Origin of the sequence: Mycobacterium sp. 1165196.3, from assembly GCF_001673415.1 — a bacterium.
In the GTDB taxonomy this organism is placed as follows: domain Bacteria; phylum Actinomycetota; class Actinomycetes; order Mycobacteriales; family Mycobacteriaceae; genus Mycobacterium; species Mycobacterium europaeum_A.
Window position 1 is genome coordinate 54,713 of record NZ_LZLU01000014.1, and the last position, 16,062, is coordinate 70,774.

16 protein-coding genes, 1 tRNA gene and 1 pseudogene are annotated in these 16,062 nt (G+C 68.6%); 12 read left to right on the forward strand and 6 right to left on the reverse strand.

Annotation, left to right across the window (positions count from 1 at the left end; translation table 11 throughout):
• Positions 1-75: 75 nt before the first annotated feature.
• Genes A5659_RS01545 through A5659_RS01555 form a run of 3 tightly spaced genes read left to right on the forward strand, consistent with a single transcriptional unit; the run spans position 76 to position 2,085 of the window.
• A complete protein-coding gene (locus tag A5659_RS01545) occupies positions 76-756 on the forward strand; it encodes an HAD-IA family hydrolase (protein ID WP_197497874.1) in 681 nt (226 codons plus the stop codon).
• On the forward strand, positions 749-1,246 hold the full coding sequence (locus A5659_RS01550) for a low molecular weight protein-tyrosine-phosphatase (protein WP_067142860.1): 498 nt from the start codon (positions 749-751) through the stop codon (positions 1,244-1,246). The genes A5659_RS01545 and A5659_RS01550 overlap by 8 nt, the downstream gene beginning before the upstream one ends.
• A complete protein-coding gene (locus A5659_RS01555; protein WP_067178963.1) occupies positions 1,246-2,085 on the forward strand; it encodes an SURF1 family protein in 840 nt (279 codons plus the stop codon). Before A5659_RS01550 ends, A5659_RS01555 begins: the two co-directional genes overlap by 1 nt.
• Here the strand turns inward: A5659_RS01555 and A5659_RS01560 are convergent.
• Positions 2,067-2,990, reverse strand: a complete 924-nt coding sequence (locus A5659_RS01560) for a cobalamin biosynthesis protein (RefSeq protein ID WP_067178980.1) — start codon at positions 2,988-2,990, stop codon at positions 2,067-2,069. The genes A5659_RS01555 and A5659_RS01560 overlap by 19 nt on opposite strands.
• Positions 2,991-3,198: 208 nt before the next feature.
• Here A5659_RS01560 and A5659_RS01565 point away from each other — a divergent pair, with 208 nt between their 5' ends.
• A complete protein-coding gene (locus tag A5659_RS01565; RefSeq protein ID WP_067178965.1) occupies positions 3,199-3,594 on the forward strand; it encodes a VOC family protein in 396 nt (131 codons plus the stop codon).
• A gap of 5 nt (positions 3,595-3,599) precedes the next feature.
• Here A5659_RS01565 and A5659_RS01570 read toward each other — a convergent pair whose 3' ends face one another.
• Positions 3,600-4,718 carry an epoxide hydrolase family protein gene (locus tag A5659_RS01570; RefSeq protein WP_067178967.1) on the reverse strand — a complete coding sequence of 373 codons (1,119 nt, stop codon included), beginning with the start codon at positions 4,716-4,718 and terminating at the stop codon, positions 3,600-3,602.
• 90 nt (positions 4,719-4,808) lie between these two features.
• Here A5659_RS01570 and A5659_RS01575 point away from each other — a divergent pair, with 90 nt between their 5' ends.
• Both A5659_RS01575 and A5659_RS01580 read left to right on the forward strand, forming a co-directional pair.
• Positions 4,809-5,465 carry an adenosylcobinamide amidohydrolase gene (locus tag A5659_RS01575; protein ID WP_197497875.1) on the forward strand — a complete coding sequence of 219 codons (657 nt, stop codon included), beginning with the start codon at positions 4,809-4,811 and terminating at the stop codon, positions 5,463-5,465.
• A 44-nt stretch (positions 5,466-5,509) separates the two neighbouring features.
• A complete protein-coding gene (locus A5659_RS01580; RefSeq protein ID WP_067178969.1) occupies positions 5,510-6,307 on the forward strand; it encodes a DJ-1/PfpI family protein in 798 nt (265 codons plus the stop codon).
• A 27-nt stretch (positions 6,308-6,334) separates the two neighbouring features.
• On the opposite strand, the gene A5659_RS01585 is transcribed toward A5659_RS01580, so the two are convergent.
• From A5659_RS01585 to A5659_RS01600, 4 genes are all read right to left on the reverse strand, one after another.
• Positions 6,335-6,406: transfer RNA gene (locus A5659_RS01585), tRNA-Val, on the reverse strand.
• A 44-nt stretch (positions 6,407-6,450) separates the two neighbouring features.
• Positions 6,451-6,912, reverse strand: coding sequence for a peroxiredoxin (locus tag A5659_RS01590; protein WP_066862738.1), 462 nt, complete (start codon positions 6,910-6,912; stop codon positions 6,451-6,453).
• On the reverse strand, positions 6,912-7,334 hold the full coding sequence (locus tag A5659_RS01595; RefSeq protein ID WP_066862735.1) for a DUF3052 domain-containing protein: 423 nt from the start codon (positions 7,332-7,334) through the stop codon (positions 6,912-6,914). Before A5659_RS01595 ends, A5659_RS01590 begins: the two co-directional genes overlap by 1 nt.
• Before the next feature lie 84 nt (positions 7,335-7,418).
• Positions 7,419-8,006 carry a hypothetical protein gene (locus A5659_RS01600; protein ID WP_066862732.1) on the reverse strand — a complete coding sequence of 196 codons (588 nt, stop codon included), beginning with the start codon at positions 8,004-8,006 and terminating at the stop codon, positions 7,419-7,421.
• Positions 8,007-8,190: 184 nt separating this feature from the next.
• Here A5659_RS01600 and aceE point away from each other — a divergent pair, with 184 nt between their 5' ends.
• From aceE to kasB, 6 genes and pseudogenes are all read left to right on the forward strand, one after another.
• Positions 8,191-10,980: a pyruvate dehydrogenase (acetyl-transferring), homodimeric type gene (gene aceE / locus A5659_RS01605; RefSeq protein ID WP_067178971.1), complete on the forward strand. Its 2,790-nt coding sequence runs from the start codon at positions 8,191-8,193 to the stop codon at positions 10,978-10,980.
• Positions 10,981-11,167: 187 nt separating this feature from the next.
• Entirely contained in the window at positions 11,168-12,493 is a 1,326-nt protein-coding gene (locus tag A5659_RS01610) for a CdaR family transcriptional regulator (RefSeq protein ID WP_066862725.1), read from the forward strand.
• Positions 12,494-12,633: 140 nt separating this feature from the next.
• Positions 12,634-13,542 carry an ACP S-malonyltransferase gene (locus A5659_RS01615; protein ID WP_066862722.1) on the forward strand — a complete coding sequence of 303 codons (909 nt, stop codon included), beginning with the start codon at positions 12,634-12,636 and terminating at the stop codon, positions 13,540-13,542.
• Positions 13,543-13,629: 87 nt separating this feature from the next.
• Positions 13,630-13,977, forward strand: a complete 348-nt coding sequence (gene acpM / locus A5659_RS01620) for a meromycolate extension acyl carrier protein AcpM (RefSeq protein ID WP_007770614.1) — start codon at positions 13,630-13,632, stop codon at positions 13,975-13,977.
• Entirely contained in the window at positions 13,974-15,224 is a 1,251-nt protein-coding gene (kasA, locus tag A5659_RS01625) for a 3-oxoacyl-ACP synthase KasA (protein WP_066862719.1), read from the forward strand. Before acpM ends, kasA begins: the two co-directional genes overlap by 4 nt.
• Before the next feature lie 80 nt (positions 15,225-15,304).
• Positions 15,305-16,062, forward strand: a pseudogene (gene kasB / locus A5659_RS01630) (3-oxoacyl-ACP synthase KasB); the annotation flags it as partial.

Consider the following 16,062-nt stretch of genomic DNA (forward strand, 5'->3'; position numbering starts at 1 on the left):
GCGCCGCGCGGGTCGGCCGGACGTACACCGGCATCACCGTCACGACCGGTCGCACCCATCGAGGACAATGGTGAGGTGACAGGCACAACGTCCGCCGATCCCCAGGCCCCGGGGGCGCAGCTGGTGATCTTCGATCTCGACGGCACCCTGACCGATTCCGCGGAGGGGATCGTCACCAGCTTCCTGCATGCGCTCGACCACATCGGCGCGCCCGTGCCGCCCGGCGACCTCGTTGCCCAGATCGTCGGCCCGCCGATGGACGACACCTTCCGGGCCATGGAACTCGGCGACCACACCGAGGAGGCGATCGCGGCCTTTCGCGCCGAGTACGGGTCCCGCGGCTGGGCGATGAACGCGCTCTTCGACGGGATCGAGGCGCTGCTGGCCGATCTGCGTGCCGCCGGTGTCCGGCTGGCCGTGGCCACCTCCAAGCTGGAAACGACGGCGCGGCGCATCCTCGCCCACTTCGGGCTCGACCAGCACTTCGAGGTGATCGCCGGCGCGAGTCCCGACGGGGCGCGCAAGGCCAAGGTCGAGGTGCTGGCGCACGCCCTGTCGCAGCTCGAGCCGCTGCCCGAACGGGTGCTGATGGTCGGTGACCGCAGCCACGACGTGCACGGCGCGGCCGCGCACGGCATCGACACCGTGGTGGTCGGCTGGGGTTACGGCAAGGCCGACTTCGCGGACGCGTCGCCCACGGTCGGCGTGACGCACGCCTCGACCATCGACGAACTACGGAGGGCGCTGGGTGTCTGAGCGTGAACGGCTGCACGTGACGTTCGTGTGCACCGGCAACATCTGCCGTTCGGTGATGGCCGAGAAGATGTTCGCCGACCAGCTGCGCCGCCGCGGCCTGGCCGACGCGGTGCGGGTGAGCAGCGCCGGCACCGGCAACTGGCACGTCGGCGAGTGCGCCGACGAGCGCGCCGCCGACGTGCTGCGCGCCCACGGCTATGCATGCGAGCACCGCGCCGCGCAGGTCGACGCCGAGCACCTGGGTGCCGATCTGGTGGTCGCCCTGGACCGCAACCACGCCCGAATGCTGCGGCACCTCGGCGTCGACGACGACCGCGTCCGGATGCTGCGGTCCTTCGATCCGCGCACCGGCGCCCACACCCCCGACGTCGACGATCCCTACTACGGCGACGCACAAGACTTCGAACGCGTCTACACCGTCATCGAGGCCGCGCTGCCGGGCCTGCATGACTGGGTCGATGAACGGCTCGCGCAGAACGGATCGCCTTGATGCGCCGGTTCGCCTTTCTGCTGCGTCCGGGCTGGATAGCGCTGGCGGTGGTGGTCGTCGCCTTCGCGTACCTGTGCTTCACGGTGCTCGCGCCCTGGCAGTTGGGTAAGCACAGCAGGACCTCGCAGGAGAACCATCAGATCGAATCCTCGCTGAACACCGCGCCCGTCCCATTGAAAACCCTACTGCCGCAGCAGAATTCGGCGGCCCCCGGCGCGCAATGGCGCCAGGTCACCGCCACCGGGCACTACCTGCCCGACGTGCAGGTGCTGGCCCGCCTGCGGGTGATCGACTCGAAGCCGGCGTTCGAGGTGCTGGCGCCGTTCGTCGTCGACGGCGGGCCCACGGTGCTGGTCAATCGCGGCTACGTGCGCCCGCTGGAGGGGTCGCACGTCCCGCCCATCCCCCCGCCCCCGACGCAGACGGTGACCATCACGGCGCGGCTGCGCAACTCCGAGCCCGCCGCGGTGAACAAGGACCCGTTCGTGGGAGACGGTGTGCAGCAGGTCTATTCGATCGACACCGCACAGGTCGCGGTGCTCACCAGGGTCCCGCTGGCCGGGTCCTACCTGCAGTTGGTCGACGGGCAGCCCGGCGGGCTCGGGGTGGTCGGCGTGCCTGCGCTGGACGCCGGCCCGTTCCTGTCCTACGGCATCCAGTGGATCGCGTTCGGCATCCTGGCCCCGATCGGGTTGGGCTACTTCGCCTACTCGGAGATCCGGGCCCGCCGCCAGGAGAAGCAACAGCGGGCCGCCCCCGCCGCCGAGACGGCGCCCGCGTCGCAAGCGCCGCAAACGGTGGAGGCCAAACTGGCCGACCGCTACGGCCGGCGGCGGTAGCCCGCCAGGGAAAGTGCAAGCTCGGCGAGGACCGCGGCGCCCGCCTGCACCAGCGACGACAGCATCACCGCGCGCCGCAGGTCGGTCACCGTCGGTTCCCGGCCGTCGCCGAGTGTGGGCCGGATCTGCAGCTCGTGGCGGTATTGGGTGGGACCGCCCAGGCGCACGCCCAGCGCCCCGGCGAAGGCCGCCTCGACGACGCCGGCGTTGGGGCTGGGATGACGGCCGGCGTCGCGGCGCCAGGCCCGCGCCGCACCGGACGGTGATCCACCCACCAGCGGCGCCAACAGCACCGTCAGCGACGCGGTCGCCCGCGCGCCGACGTAGTTGGCGACATCATCCAATCTCGCTGCCGCCCAACCGAATCGGAGATAGCGCGGCGAGCGATACCCGATCATCGAGTCCAGGGTGTTGATGCCGCGATACACCAGCACCGCGGGCACGCCGCCGGCCGCCGCGCACAGCAGCGGCGCCACCTGGGCGTCGGAGGTGTTCTCGGCGATCGATTCCAGCGACGCGCGCGTCAGGCCCGCGGCGTCCAGCGACGCCGGATCACGCCCACATAGCGACGGCAGCAGCCCGCGGGCGGCCTCGACGTTGCCGCGTTCCAGCAGCTCCGACATCTCCAGGCCGGTGCGCGTCAGCGAGGTTCCCCCCACCGCCACCCAGGTGGCCACGGCCGTCGCCGCGATCGACCATCCCCGGCCGCGACGCCGGGCGCCGCGTTGCACCGCCAGCCCGAGCAGGCCCACCGCCGAAATCAGCGCGCCGACATGGACCGCGCCGGCAAGCCGGCTGTCGCGGTAGGTCACGCGTTCCAGCGCGGCGGCGGCTTGGCCGAACAGCGCGACCGGATGACCCCGTCGCGGGTCGCCCAGCGCGCGGTCGGCCAGGTAGCCGATCATCACGCCCGCGATCCGGGTCCGGGTCACAACCACCCCGGCAGCGTCTCACACTGGAATCCATGAGGCCGTTGAGGCAACAAGTGCCCGAGCGGATGTGGGGGCGACAAGGCATCGTTCGTCTCCGGTGCCGCGCTGGCCGTCGACGGCGGGTACTCGGCCAGCGTTCCGATGGCCGGCAAGCCCCGCACGGCGGACTATCGTGCAACGCATGACCTTTCCCGCGCTCAACCACGTCGCGGTCACGGTGCGCGACATCGCGATCAGCGGCCCGTGGTATCGCAGGCTGCTCGGCGCCGACCCGATCCTGGACGAGCACACTGACGCCGGCTTTCACCACCAGGTGTGGATGCTTGACGGCGGCACCATATTCGGCATTCACCAGCACGACCGCGCTGCGCCCAACGAGAAGTTCAGCGAACACCGCGTCGGGCTCGACCACGTCGGCTTCGGCTGCGCCAGCCGCGCCGAGCTGGAAAATTGGGTCACCCGGCTGGGCGAGCTGGCCATCGAGCACGGCGGCATCGTGGATGCGCCCTACGGCTCGGGGTTGAGTTTTCGCGACCCAGACGGCATCGCGCTGGAGTTCTTCGCCCCGCCCGGCTGAGCGGCTCAGCGCACCGTTGCGAAGAACGCGCGCAGGTCCTCGACGAACAGCTCCGGTTGTTCGAACGCCGCGAAATGCCCGCCGCGCGGCATGTCCGTCCAGTGGGTGATGTTGTAGACCGGCTCGCACCAGCTGCGCGGCGCCTTCAGCAGCTCCCCCGGGAAAGCCGCTACGCCCGTGGGCAATTCGACGCGATCGCCGCCACCCCACACCGCGAAGCTCTCCCAGTACAGGCGGGCCGAGGACGCGGCGGTGTTGGTCACCCAATAGACCATCACGTTGTCCAGCAGCTCGTCGCGGCTGAGCGCGTTCTCAGGGTGCCCGGCGCAATCGGCCCAGTCCCAGAACTTTTCGACGATCCAGGCCAGCTGCCCCACGGGTGAGTCGGCCAGGCCGTAGCCCAGGGTCTGCGGCCGGGTGGACTGCTGCTTGGAATAGCCGGTGCCCCACTTGCGGTGGTTGGCCAACCCGGCCAACGCTCGCTGCTCCTCCTCCGTCGGGTTGGTCAGCGACTCCTTGGTGGGCCGGCCGACCGGCATGTTCAAGTGGATGCCCACGCAGTGGCCCACATTGCGGCCGATCTGAGTCGTGACCGCGGCACCCCAGTCACCGCCCTGCGCGCCGTAGCGGTCGTAGCCCAGGCGCAGCATCAGCGTTTCCCACGCCTGCGCGATCCTTTCCACACCCCAGCCGGTGTCGGTGGGCTTACCGGAGAACCCGTACCCGGGCAGCGACGGACACACGACGTGAAAGGCGTCCTCGGCGCGGCCGGAGGCGGGATGGGTCAACGGCTCGATCACCTTGTGGAACTCCACAATTGAGCCCGGCCAGCCGTGGGTGATCACCAGCGGGAACGCGTCCGCGTGCGGCGAGCGCTGGTGGACGAAATGGATGTCCAGCCCGTCGATTTCGGTGGTGAACTGATCGAAGCGGTTGAGGGCCGCCTCCCGCGATCGCCAGTCGTAGTCGTCGGCCCAGTAGTCGGCCAGCTCGCGGGCATACGCCAGCGGCACGCCCTGGCTCCAGTCGTCCACGCATTCGGCCTCGGGCCACCGCGTGCGGGCCAGCCGCGCTCGCAAGTCGTCGAGGACCTCGTCGGAAACGTCGATGCGGAACGGTTTCACGCGTTCATAGTGCCGCTGACGGTGACACCGGCGACGCGCGGGGCCTTCCCCCGGCGAACCGGGCGCGCCGTAGCACGCGAGGATGTAGCCATGGATCCCAGGCTCGCCGCACGGGTGGAGCAGAGGCGGTCGATCCCGGTCCTGGTCTGGCGATTCGCCGAGCCGCGAATGTGCGTCTCGTCGGGCCCGCTCGGCGGCGGTATCGGCGCTCGGGATTGGCTCGTCAACGCCACGGTCCCATTGGATTACGACCGGACCGACCCGGACCGCCACCTGACCGAGATCGGCGCCGCGCTCCGGCTGAACGGCGCCGGGTGCGGGTTGCTCACCGCGGTCGACGTGACCCGCCACCACCTCGCCGCGGACGGCGGCGTGCATGCGACAGCGACCGTCGGGCTCTCCAGCCCCGCCTGGGCCGCCGCGCCCGATCACCACTTCCGCCGCGAGGCGCCGTACCGGGTGGGCACGATCAACATCGTGGTCGCGGTGCCGGTGCGGCTGTCCGAGGCGGCGCTGGTCAACGCCGTCGCCACCGCCACGGAGGCCAAGGTGCAGGCGCTCCACGAGGCCGGGATACGCGCCACCGGAACCGCCTCGGACGCGGTCGTCGTGCACTGCCCCAGCGACGGGACGGCGGAGCAGTTCGGTGGACCACGATCGACGTTCGGCGCCCGGATCGCCCGAGCGGTGCACGCCGCCGTGCTCGCGGGCGGCCGGTCCTGGCTCGCGGGGCCGTCCGTCGAGTAGGCGGCCGGCGATTGCCACCACCCGCCCGGGGGTATCGCTGACCCATGGCAACGACGACGGCGCCCCGAGTCCTGGTGGTGGTGTCCGCGGCCGACCGGATTCCGCTACGGAACGGCCGCAGCGAGCTGACCGGCACCTACCTCGGTGAACTGATCGAACCGACGGACGCGATGCGTCGGGCCGGCTTCGAGCTTGGGTTCGCCACCCCGGGCGCGCGGGCGCCGGCCATCGATGGCACCTCGTGCAGCCTGATGTACTTCGCCGGCTCCCGGAAAAGGCGTGACGCCGCCCTGAGCAGCTATCGGGAGCTGCTCGAACTCGGTCTGGCCACGCCGGCCAAACTCGAAGAGATCAGCCACGACGTCCAGCGCCTGGACGGGTTTGACGCCTTGTTCGTGCCGGGCGGCCATGCGCCCCTGGTCGACCTGCTGCACCGCGACGCCTTTGCCGACGACTCGCTCAACGACGACTTCGGCGCGCTGGTCCGTCACTTCCACGACGCCCGACGCCCCACCGGCCTGATCTGTCACGCTCCCGCCGCGCTCGCCGCGGCGCCCACCGTCGACGGGCGCTGGACCTATGCGGGTTACCGGATGACCTGCTTCAAGACCGGCGTCGACACGATGTTGTCCACGGTCCCGTTGGCGCGGCGCTTCCGGGGACGCCTGAAGGATGACCCGACCGAACTGTTGAAGTCTCGCGGCGCCCACGTCGAACAGACGGTCCTGCCGATGGGCAGCAAGGTCGTCGAGGATCGCGAGCTGATCACCGGCCAGGACCCCTACTCGGCCAAGGCGTTCGGAGCCGCCTTCGTCAACAAGGTCCGCGCCGCACAAGCCTGACGCGCTCGTCCCGCCGGCCAAACCGAGTGGGCGCGGACGGTATCGAACCGCCGACCGCTGGTGTGTAAAACCAGAGCTCTACCACTGAGCTACGCGCCCGTTGCTGCGGGCAGGCTACCCGCCCGACGGCCAAGTCCCCAAAATCAGGCCCGTAAAGCCGCCAGGGCTTCGGTCCAGAGCCGCTGGTCGCGCGACTCGCCGGGCTGCTTCATCTCGGCGAAGCGGATGATCCCGGACCGGTCGACCACGAACGTCCCGCGGTTGGAGTAGCCGGCGTCCTCGTTGAACACGCCGTAGCTCTGGCTGACCGCGCCGTGCGGCCAGAAGTCCGACAACACCGGAAAGGTGAAGCCGCTGTCCAGCGACCAGACCCGGTGCGTGGGTGGCGGTCCCACCGAGATGGCCAGCGTCGCGCTGTCGTCGTTCTCGAAATCGGGCAGGTGGTCACGCAACTGATCCAGCTCGCCCTGGCAGATCCCGGTGAACGCCAGCGGGAAGAACACCAGCAGCACGTTCTTGGCGTTCCGGTAGGAGCTCAGCGTGACTCGCTGCTGGTTCTGGTCGCGCAAAGTGAAATCCGGGGCGGGGGTGCCGACGGACAGCATCAACGCTTCCCGGCCCGGGATTTGGGCTGTACCAACCGGCTGGCGCTCCAGTCGCCCAGGTTCACCGACGAGGTCGGCATCAAACCGGCGGTGGGTGCGGCCTCGGCGATTTCGGCGGGCAGAACGTGGCCCGGCTTGCCGGTCTTCGGGGTCAGCACCCAGATCACGCCGTCTTCGGCCAGCGCAGTGATCGCGTCCATCAGGGTGTCCACCAGGTCGCCGTCACCGTCTCGCCACCACAGCAGTACGACGTCGACCACCTCGTCGGTGTCCTCGTCGAGTAGGTCGCTGCCGCAGGCTTCCTCGACCGCAGCGCGGATCTCGTCGTCGGTGTCTTCGTCCCAGCCCCACTCCTGGACAACATGGTCGGGTTGGATGCCCAGTTTGCGAGCGTAGCTCGGGGCGTGATCCGCCGCGACCACCGTGGAGCCTCCTTCAACGTCCGAACGCTGTGCGATTCGCGATTATCGTCGCACAGCCAGAACTCGGTCCATACTTCCGCATCATCAGGTTGCCAGGCACAGTTTTACTGCGTTCTTTTTCGTGTCGTTGAGCTGATCGACCCGTTTGTTGAATTCCGACGTCCCCGCGTGCGTCCCAATGGCGTTGGCCACGGCGCGGGCGGCGTCGATGTAGGCGTTGAACGCGTCCTTGATCTGCTGCGACATCGCGTCGCTGAAGCTGTTGCCCACCGTGGTGGCGCTGTCGTTGAGGGCGTCGATGGCCGGGCCCTCGGTCGGTCCGGTGCCCCGGCCCGCGTTGAACGCCTTGACGAATTCGTTGGTCTTGTCGATCGCGTTCTTGCTGGTGGTGATCAGCGTGGCGCAGGCGGTGCGGACGGCCTTGGTGGTCAGCGATTGCTGCCGCTGGGATTCGCGGACGCTCGACGTCGCCGACGACGCGGACACCGACGCCGACACCGACTGCCGATAGGCCGGAGCCACCTTGGTGTCGGGCGTTGCCGTGCCGTTGGTGACGGAGGTGCATCCGACGATGCCCATCAACGCCACCGCGAGACACCCGAGGGCCAAAGCCCCGCGCCGGGGGAAGTCCCCCACCTGCGTCTGAGGGACGGCACGCCACCGGATGAGCACAAGCCAGACGTTACCGGGTGACCCCGCCGCTTGCCCCAGACCCGCCGAGTTGGTGTTCGCCGGCTGACGCCGAGCCGGCTACCCGACGTCGGCTATCCGCGCGCAACGCCGGTGCGGCACGATGGTGGGCAGGGTGCGACCCACCCGTTACGGCACACATTCCGCCAACAACAGGAGTAGTGCGTTGACAACTGAGTTCGTGCGCCACGATCTGGCCACAAACCCCAACGGCGCAACCGAACCCGACCGGGTTCGGGTGATCCGCGAGGGGGTGGCCTCCTACCTCCCCGACATCGATCCCGAAGAGACGTCGGAGTGGCTGGAGTCCTTCGATGAACTGCTGGAGCGCTCCGGCCCGTCGCGGGCGCGCTACCTGATGCTGCGATTGCTGGAGCGGGCCGGCGAGCAGCGAGTCGCCATCCCGTCGCTGACCTCCACCGACTACGTCAACACCATCCCGACCGAGCTGGAGCCGTGGTTTCCCGGCGACGAGGACGTCGAGCGGCGCTACCGGGCGTGGATCCGGTGGAACGCCGCCATCATGGTGCACCGCGCCCAGCGCCCGGGAGTCGGTGTGGGCGGCCACATTTCGACCTACGCCTCGTCCGCGGCGCTCTACGAGGTCGGCTTCAACCACTTCTTCCGCGGCAAATCGCACCCCGGCGGCGGCGACCAGGTGTTCATCCAGGGCCACGCCTCCCCCGGAATCTACGCGCGCGCCTTCCTGGAGGGCCGGCTCACCGCCGACCGGATGGACGGCTTCCGGCAGGAGCACAGCCACGCCGGCGGCGGACTGCCCTCCTACCCGCACCCGCGGCTGATGCCCGACTTCTGGGAATTCCCGACTGTGTCGATGGGTCTGGGCCCGCTCAACGCCATCTACCAGGCGCGGTTCAACCATTACCTGCACGACCGCGGCATCAAGGACACCTCCGACCAGCACGTGTGGTGCTTTCTGGGTGACGGCGAGATGGACGAGCCCGAAAGCCGCGGCCTGGCGCACGTCGCGGCGCTGGAGGGCCTGGACAACCTGACGTTCGTCGTGAACTGCAACCTGCAGCGCCTCGACGGCCCGGTGCGCGGCAACGGCAAGATCATCCAGGAGCTGGAGTCGTTCTTCCGCGGCGCCGGCTGGAACGTCATCAAGGTGGTATGGGGCCGCGAATGGGACGCCCTGCTGCACGCCGACCGCGACGGCGCGCTGGTGAACCTGATGAACACCACCCCGGACGGGGACTACCAGACGTACAAGGCCAACGACGGCGCCTACGTGCGCGACCACTTCTTCGGCCGCGACCCGCGCACCAAGGCGCTCGTGGAGAACATGAGCGATTCCGAAATCTGGAACCTCAAGCGCGGCGGCCACGACTATCGCAAGGTCTACGCCGCCTATCGCGCCGCCGTCGACCACAAGGGTCAGCCCACGGTGATCCTGGCCAAGACCATCAAGGGCTATTCGCTGGGAGCGCATTTCCAGGGCCGCAACGCCACGCACCAGATGAAAAAGCTTGCGCTGCAAGACCTTAAGGACTTCCGCGACGCGATCCGGATCCCGATCAGCGACGCGCAGCTCGAAGAGGACCCCTACCTGCCGCCCTACTACCACCCCGGCTCGGACGCCGAGGAGATCCGCTACATGGTCGACCGCCGGCGCACCCTCGGCGGGTTCTTGCCCGAGCGACGGACGAAGGCCAAGGCGTTGCGGCTGCCCGGGCGCGAGACCTACGCCGCGCTGAAGAAGGGATCGGGTACCCAGGAGGTCGCCACCACCATGGCGACGGTGCGGACCTTCAAAGAAGTGTTGCGGGACAAAGAAGTTGGGCCGCGGATCGTGCCGATCATTCCCGACGAGGCGCGCACCTTCGGCATGGACTCGTGGTTCCCGTCGCTGAAGATCTACAACCGCAACGGCCAGCTGTACACCGCCGTGGACGCCGAGCTGATGCTGGCCTACAAGGAAAGCGAAGCCGGGCACATCCTGCACGAGGGCATCAACGAAGCCGGGTCCGTGGGGTCGTTCATCGCGGCGGGCACGTCGTATGCCACCCACAACGAGCCGATGATCCCGATCTACATCTTCTATTCGATGTTCGGCTTCCAGCGCACCGGCGACGGATTATGGGCCGCCGCAGACCAAATGACACGCGGGTTCTTGCTCGGAGCCACCGCGGGGCGCACCACGCTGACCGGCGAAGGGCTGCAACACGCCGACGGTCACTCGCTGCTGCTGGCCAGCACCAACCCCGCGGTGGTCGCCTACGACCCGGCCTTCGCCTACGAAATCGCCTACATCGTGGAAAGCGGGCTGGCGCGGATGTTCGGGGAGAACCCGGAGGACGTGTTCTTCTACATCACCATCTACAACGAGCCGTACGTGCAGCCGCCCGAGCCGGAGAACTTCGATCCCGAGGGCGTCTTGCGGGGCCTCTACCGCTACCACGTCGCCACCGAACAGCGGGCCAACAAGGCGCAGATCCTGGCATCGGGGGTGGCGATGCCCTCGGCGCTGAAGGCGGCCGAGATGCTGGCCGCGGAGTGGGACGTCGCCGCCGACGTGTGGTCGGTGACCAGCTGGGGCGAGCTGAACCGCGACGGCGTGGCCGTCGACAGGGCGAGGCTGCGCCACCCGGACCGGCCGGCCGGTGTCCCGTACGTCACCCAGGCCCTGTCGAACATCAGCGGTCCGGTGGTCGCCGTCTCGGACTGGATGCGGGCCGTCCCCGAGCAGATCCGGCCCTGGGTGCCGGGCACCTTCGTCACCCTGGGCACCGACGGGTTCGGCTTCTCCGACACCCGGCCGGCGGCGCGGCGGTACTTCAACACCGACGCCGAGTCGCAGGTGGTCGCGGTGCTCGAGGCGCTGGCGCGCGACGGCGAGATCGACCCCTCGGTGCCGGTCGCGGCCGCCCGCCAGTACAAGATCGACGACGTGCAGGCGGCCCCGGAGCAGACGTCCGACCCCGGGGTGGCCTGACCCCCGCCTGTGCACGGCGTGGCCCGCGTCGAGCGTGAAGGTAGTTTCACGTTGGGCGCCGAGCGTGAAGGTAGTTTCACGCTCAACGCCCCACCGGCCGCTCAGGCCAACGCATTGAGGCGTCCTTAAGAACGCCACGCCTCCGCCTTTGGCGGAAACTTCCAGAAAAGTCGCGTAGGTTTTAGGGGTGAATGACAACCCCTTCGCCGGTCCGTTCGCCAAGCAGCCCCGATCGCCGCTGGAGTTGCTCGACACGGTGCCGGAGTCGGTACTGCGGCGGCTGAAGCAGTACTCCGGCCGGCTGGCCACCGAGGCGGTCTCGGTCATGGGCGATCGGTTGCCGTTCTTCGCCGACCTTGAAGCATCGCAGCGGGCCAGCATGGCGCTGGTGGTGCAGACGGCGATCAACAACTTCGCCGAGTGGATGCAAGACCCGCACAGCAACGTCAGCCACACCGCGCAGGCCTTCGAACTGGTGCCCCAGGACCTCGCCCGCCGCATCGCGTTGCGCCACAGCGTCGACATGGCGCGCGTGACCATGGACTTCTTCGAGGAGGTCGTCCCGCTGCTGGCCCGCTCCGAAGAGCAGCTGACGGCGCTGACGGTCGGCATCCTGAAGTACAGCCGCGACCTGGCGTTCACGGCCGCGACCGCCTACGCGAACGCGGCCGAGGCGCGCGGGGCGTGGGACAGCCGGATGGAGGCCAGCGTCGTCGATGCGGTGGTCCGCGGCGACACGGGCCCGGAGCTGCTGTCCCGCGCCGCGGCGCTGAACTGGGACACCACCGCGCCGGCGACGGTCGTGGTCGGTACCCCGGCCCCCGGGCGCGACGGATCCACCGGTCCCGACGACAGCGAACGGGCCAGCCAGCGCGTCCGCGACATCGCCGCACAGCACGGGCGCGCGGCCCTCACCGACGTGCACGGCACCTGGCTGGTCGCGATCGTGTCCGGCCAATTGTCGCCGACCGACAAATTCCTGGGCGATCTGCTGGTGGCGTTCGCCGACGGCCCGGTGGTCGTCGGGCCCACCGCGCCGATGCTGACGGCTGCCTATCACAGCGCCAGCGAGGCGATCTCCGGCATGAACGCCGTCGGTGGCTGGCGCGGCGCGCCACGTCCCGTGCCGGCGCGCGAACTGCTGCCCGAACGCGCCCTGATGGGCGATGCGTCGGCCATCGTGGCGCTGCACACCGACGTGATGGGCCCGCTGGCCGACGCGGGTCCGACGCTGATCGAAACTCTTGACGCTTACTTAGATTGTGGCGGCGCGATTGAGGCGTGTGCCAGAAAGTTGTTCGTTCATCCAAACACCGTGCGCTACCGGCTCAAGCGGATCACCGACTTCACCGGCCGCGATCCCATGCAGCCCCGTGATGCATATGTGCTGCGAGTGGCGGCGACGGTCGGCCAGCTCAACTACCCGGCCCAACCCCCCAGCGCCGCCACCAACGCCATGCCTGCGGTTCCGCTGCCGGTGAAAGCGGCGGTGGCGGGGCAATTCGGAAGATAGTGACCCAGGCAACAGGTCGCGGCACGATATCAAACCCGTAGCTTACGGAGCCGTTTTGTAGGGTGTACACAAAAACCTAAGACGAGGTTCATAATCTGTTACACCCGCCAAAACCGTTTCCACAGTGTTCTCTTAAACACGTGATTGCATTGCTTGCGCCCGGACAGGGTTCGCAGACCGAGGGGATGCTCTCGCCATGGCTGGAGCTCGCCGGCGCCGCTGACCAGTTGGCGCTGTGGTCCAAGGCCAGTGGCCTCGACCTCGTGCGCCTGGGCACCACCGCATCGACCGAAGAGATCACCGACACCGCGGTCACCCAGCCGCTGGTCGTGGCCGCCACGCTGCTGGCCCACCAGGAGCTGGCCAGGCGCGGCCTGTTGTCGGACGCGGAACTGGTCGTCGCTGGCCACTCCGTCGGGGAGATCGCCGCCTACGCGATCGCCGGCGTGATCGCCGCCGACGACGCCGTCGCGCTGGCCGCCACCCGCGGCGCCGAGATGGCCAAGGCTTGCGCCGTCGAGCCGACCGGCATGTCCGCGGTGCTCGGTGGCGATGAGGGCGAGGTCCTGGCCCGCCTCGAGCAGCTCGACCTCTTCCCCGCCAACCGCAACGCCACGGGACAGATCGTCGCCGCAGGCCCGCTGACCGCGCTGGAGAAGCTGGCCGAGGACCCGCCGGAAAAGGCCCGGGTGCGCGCGCTCGGGGTGGCCGGGGCGTTCCACACCAAGTACATGGCGTCGGCGCTCGACGGCTACGCCGCCGCGGCGGCCGCCGTCCAGACGTCCGAGCCCACCGCCACGCTGCTGTCCAACCGCGACGGTAAGCCGGTCGCCTCGGCGGCCGCGGCGATGGAGGCGCTGGTCTCTCAGCTGACCCAGCCGGTGCGCTGGGATCTGTGCACCGCGACGCTGCGTGACCTGGAAGTCACTGCGGCCGTGGAGTTCCCGCCCGCGGGCACGCTCACCGGTATCGCCAAACGAGAACTTCGGGGGGTTACGGCACGTGCCGTCAAGTCGCCCGCAGACCTGGACGCTTTGGCCGAGCTCTAAAGCCAGCTCGGCCAGTTGCACAACCAGTACAACCGCATATCACGTCAATTCGACTAACACACAACACATTACGAAGGGAAGAAAGCTGTGGCTGTCAGCCAGGAAGAAATCATCGCCGGTATCGCCGAGATCATCGAAGAGGTGACCGGTATCGAGCCCTCCGAGGTCACCCCGGAGAAGTCGTTCGTCGACGACCTGGACATCGACTCGCTGTCGATGGTCGAGATCGCCGTGCAGACCGAGGACAAGTACGGCGTCAAGATCCCCGACGAGGACCTCGCCGGTCTGCGCACCGTTGGTGACGTCGTCTCCTACATCCAGAAGCTCGAGGAAGAGAACCCCGAGGCTGCCGAGGCGCTGCGCGCCAAGCTGGAGACCGAGAACCCCGAGGCGGTCGCCAACGTCAAGTCGAGGCTGGAAGCGGACAGCAAGTGAGCAAGCCTTCCACTGCTAATGGCGGTTACCCCAACGTTGTGGTAACCGCCGTCACGGCGACGACGTCGATCGCGCCGGACATCGAGAGCACGTGGAAGGGTTTGTTGGCCGGCGAAAGCGGCATCCACGTCCTCGAAGACGAGTTCATCACCAAGTGGGACCTGCCCGTCAAGATCGGTGGCCACCTCAAGGAGCCCATCGACGAGCACATGAGCAGGCTCGACTTGCGGCGCATGTCCTACGTCCAGCGGCTGGCGAAGTTGCTCAGCACTCAGCTGTGGGAGTCGGCCGGCAGCCCGGAGGTCGACCCCGACCGGTTCTCGGTCGTGGTCGGCACCGGTCTCGGTGGCGCCGAAAGGATCGTGGAGAGTTACGACCTGATGAACGAGGGCGGCCCCCGCAAGGTGTCGCCGCTCGCCGTTCAGATGATCATGCCCAACGGCGCCGCGGCGGTGGTGGGCCTGCAGCTGGGCGCCCGCGCCGGGGTGATCACCCCGGTGTCGGCGTGCTCGTCGGGCTCGGAGGCGATCGCGCACGCGTGGCGCCAGATCGCAATGGGTGACGCCGATTTCGCCGTCTGCGGCGGGGTCGAGGGTCCCATCGAGGCGCTGCCGATCGCGGCGTTCTCCATGATGCGGGCCATGTCCACTCGCAACGACGAGCCCGAGCGCGCGTCACGGCCGTTCGATAAGGACCGCGACGGCTTCGTGTTCGGCGAGGCCGGGGCCCTGATGATCATCGAGACCGAGGAACACGCCAAGGCCCGCGGCGCCAAGCCGCTGGCCCGGTTGCTGGGCGCCGGCATCACCTCGGACGCGTTCCACATGGTGGCGCCCGCGGCTGACGGCGTGCGCGCCGGCCGGGCAATGCAACGGTCGCTCGAGTTGGCGGGGTTGTCCCCCAAGGACATCGACCACGTCAACGCGCACGGGACGGCAACGCCCATCGGCGACACCGCCGAGGCGAACGCCATCCGGGTCGCCGGCTGCGAGCAAGCGGCGGTGTACGCACCGAAGTCGGCCCTGGGGCACTCCATCGGTGCCGTCGGGGCTCTGGAATCTGTCCTCACGGTATTGAGCCTTCGGGACGGCGTGATACCGCCAACACTCAACTACGAAACACCCGATCCCGAAATCGATCTGGATGTTGTCGCGGGCGAACCTCGCTACGGCGATTTCCAATACGCGATCAACAACTCGTTCGGGTTCGGTGGTCACAACGTGGCACTCGCCTTCGGGCGGTACTGAGTACTACGTCCGGCGACGACGCGGGCCGCAGCAGGCCCGCGGAGGAGCCGGACAGCATGGAAGGAACGTTCGCAAGACCCATGACAGAGCTGGTTACCGGGAAAACGCTCCCGAACGTGGTCGTCACTGGCGTCGCCATGACGACCGCGTTGGCTACTGACGCCGAGAACACCTGGAAGCTGTTGCTGGACAGCCAAAGTGGTATCCGCAAACTCGAGGATCCATTCGTCGAGGAGTTCGACCTGCCGGTGCGCATCGGCGGACACCTGTTGGAAGAATTCGATAGCCAAATGACCCGTATCGAGCTGCGTCGGACGGGTTATCTGCAGCGGATGTCCACCATTCTGGGCCGGCGGGTCTGGGAGAACGCCGGCTCTCCCGAGGTCGATCCCAACCGGCTGATGGTCTCCATCGGCACCGGCCTGGGATCGTCGGAAGAGATGGTCTTCAGCTACGACGACATGCGCGCTCGCGGCATGAAGGCCGTCTCTCCGCTCGGGGTGCAGAAGTACATGCCCAACGGCGCCTCGGCGGCGGTGGGCCTGGAGCGCCAGGCCAAAGCCGGGGTGATCACGCCGGTGTCGGCGTGCGCGTCGGGTTCCGAGGGGATCGCGCAGGCCTGGCGCAACATCGTCTTCGGCGAGGCCGACATTGCCATCTGCGGTGGCGTGGAAACCCGTATCGAGGCGGTGCCGATTGCGGCTTTCGCCCAGATGCGCATCGTGATGTCGACCAAGAACGACGACCCGGTAGGGGCCTGCCGCCCGTTCGACCGCGACCGCACCGGATTCGTCTTCGGCGAGGCCGGCGCGCTGATGGTCATCGAAACCGAAGAACA

Excerpts from the sequence above, each read along its gene's own strand:
- A5659_RS01555 (WP_067178963.1), top strand. The coding sequence starts at position 1,246 with ATGCGCCGGTTCGCCTTTCTGCTGCGTCCGGGCTGGATAGCGCTGGCG.
- A5659_RS01580 (WP_067178969.1), top strand. The coding sequence starts at position 5,510 with ATGGCAACGACGACGGCGCCCCGAGTCCTGGTGGTGGTGTCCGCGGCC.
- A5659_RS01565 (WP_067178965.1), top strand. The coding sequence starts at position 3,199 with ATGACCTTTCCCGCGCTCAACCACGTCGCGGTCACGGTGCGCGACATC.
- A5659_RS01590 (WP_066862738.1), bottom strand. The coding sequence starts at position 6,912 with ATGCTGTCCGTCGGCACCCCCGCCCCGGATTTCACTTTGCGCGACCAG.
- A5659_RS01560 (WP_067178980.1), bottom strand. The coding sequence starts at position 2,990 with ATGATCGGCTACCTGGCCGACCGCGCGCTGGGCGACCCGCGACGGGGT.
- A5659_RS01575 (WP_197497875.1), top strand. The coding sequence starts at position 4,809 with ATGGATCCCAGGCTCGCCGCACGGGTGGAGCAGAGGCGGTCGATCCCG.